Raw genomic sequence first — 1,713 nt, 5'->3', positions numbered from 1 at the left:
GGCGCGGCGGCCTGTGAACGCATCAGTACGGGGGAGGAAAAAGAATGCGGGGAGTATCAAGACGTCGGCTGCTGGGTGCCGCGGGACTGGCCGGTACCGCGGTGGCCGTCAGCCCGTCGACGCCGGCGCGCGCCGCGGAGGCCAAGGTCCCGGCCGTGACGGTGCGCGCGGGTGACGTGCGGTATCCGGATCTCAGTCGCGGGACGAACCTGCGGTTCGCCGGCAACCCGGAGTACGTCCGCCTGGTCACCTCGACGCAGCAGGTGGTCGCTGCGGTGCAGGAGGCGGTCGCTTCGGGCCGGCGCTTCGCGGTCCGCAGCGGGGGACACTGCTACGAGAACTTCGTGGCCAACCCGGAGATCCGTATCGTCATCGACCTGTCGCTGATGTCGGCGGTCACCTTCGACACGGCGCGCAACGCCTTCGCGGTGGAGGCCGGCGCGAACCTCGAACAGGTCTACAAAGCACTGTTCCGCGGCTGGGGGGTGAGCCTGCCCGGCGGCTCCTGCCCGTCCGTCGGCGTGGGCGGGCACATCGCGGGCGGCGGATACGGGCCGCTGTCCCGGCGCTTCGGGCTCACCGTCGATCATCTTTACGCGGTGGAGGTGGTCACCGTGGACGCCGCCGGTGCCGTCCGCGCGGTGGTGGCCACCCGGGAGCCGGACGATCCGCGGCGCGACCTGTGGTGGGCGCACACCGGTGGCGGTGGCGGCAACTTCGGTGTCGTGACCCGGTACTGGTTCCGTACCCCCGGGGTCACCGCGACGGACCCGTCGCTGGTGCTGCCCCGGCCGCCGTCCGAGGTGATCGTCGCCGACCTGATCTGGTCGTGGAACGGCCTGACCCAGGACGGATTCACCGCGCTGGTGCGCAACTTCGGCACCTGGCTGGAGCGCAACAGCGCCCCGGACTCGCCCTACGCCGGGCTGTTCAGCCAGCTCAAGCCCCAGCACCGGGCGGCCGGGCAGTTCAACCTGACGACCCAGATCGACGCCTCGACCAGTGGCGCCGACCGGCTGCTGGACGACTTCCTGGCGGCCGTCTCCGCCGGTGTCGGGCAGACGCCGTACGTGCTGGAGCGGCGCCGGCTGCCCTGGCTGCACGCGTTCGAGTGGCCGGGATTCACCGGTGGCCGCAACCCGACCTGGCGGTTCAAGATCAAGTCGGCGTACCTGCGGCGCTCGTTCACCGACGCCCAGATCGGCGCGATCCACCACCACCTGACCAGGACCGACTACCAGCATCCGGGCGCCCTGATGCTGATCACCAGTTACGGCGGGGCGGTGAACGCGGTGTCCTCCGACGCGACCGCCGTGCCGCAGCGGGACTCGATCCTCAAGCCTCAGTTCCTGGCCTCGTGGACCGATCCCGCCGACGATGCCCGGCACCTCGCCTGGGTTCGTGAGCTCTACCGAGATGTGTTTGCCGCCACAGGCGGGGTTCCGGTCCCCGGTGCCCAGACCGACGGCGCCTACATCAACTACGCCGATGTGGATCTGGCCGATCCCGCCCTCAACCCCTCGGGCGTCGCCTGGCACGACCTCTACTACAAATCCGGATATCGCCGGTTGCAGCAGGTCAAGGCCCGCTGGGACCCCGCCGACCGGTTCCGGCACGCCCTGTCGGTCCGGCTGCCCGGCTGATCGGTGCGGGCCGGGCCGGCCCCACCCGGGCGGGGCGGGCGCGGGCGGGGGGCCGCGGGGGGCCGGGGTT

General features: G+C 71.6%; 1 protein-coding gene. It reads left to right on the top strand.

Features of this window, described 5'->3' with window-relative positions:
- Positions 1-44: 44 nt before the first annotated feature.
- On the top strand, positions 45-1,643 hold the full coding sequence (locus AB0C29_RS47000) for an FAD-binding protein (protein ID WP_360834689.1): 1,599 nt from the start codon (positions 45-47) through the stop codon (positions 1,641-1,643).
- Positions 1,644-1,713: the final 70 nt, after the last annotated feature.

Origin of the sequence: Actinoplanes sp. NPDC048791 (assembly GCF_040650095.1) — a bacterium.
Taxonomy (GTDB): domain Bacteria; phylum Actinomycetota; class Actinomycetes; order Mycobacteriales; family Micromonosporaceae; genus Actinoplanes.
Note: the sequence above shows the minus strand (reverse complement) of the source record. Positions and strands in the feature narration are given on the sequence as shown.

Excerpts from the sequence above, each read along its gene's own strand:
- AB0C29_RS47000 (WP_360834689.1), top strand. The coding sequence starts at position 45 with ATGCGGGGAGTATCAAGACGTCGGCTGCTGGGTGCCGCGGGACTGGCC.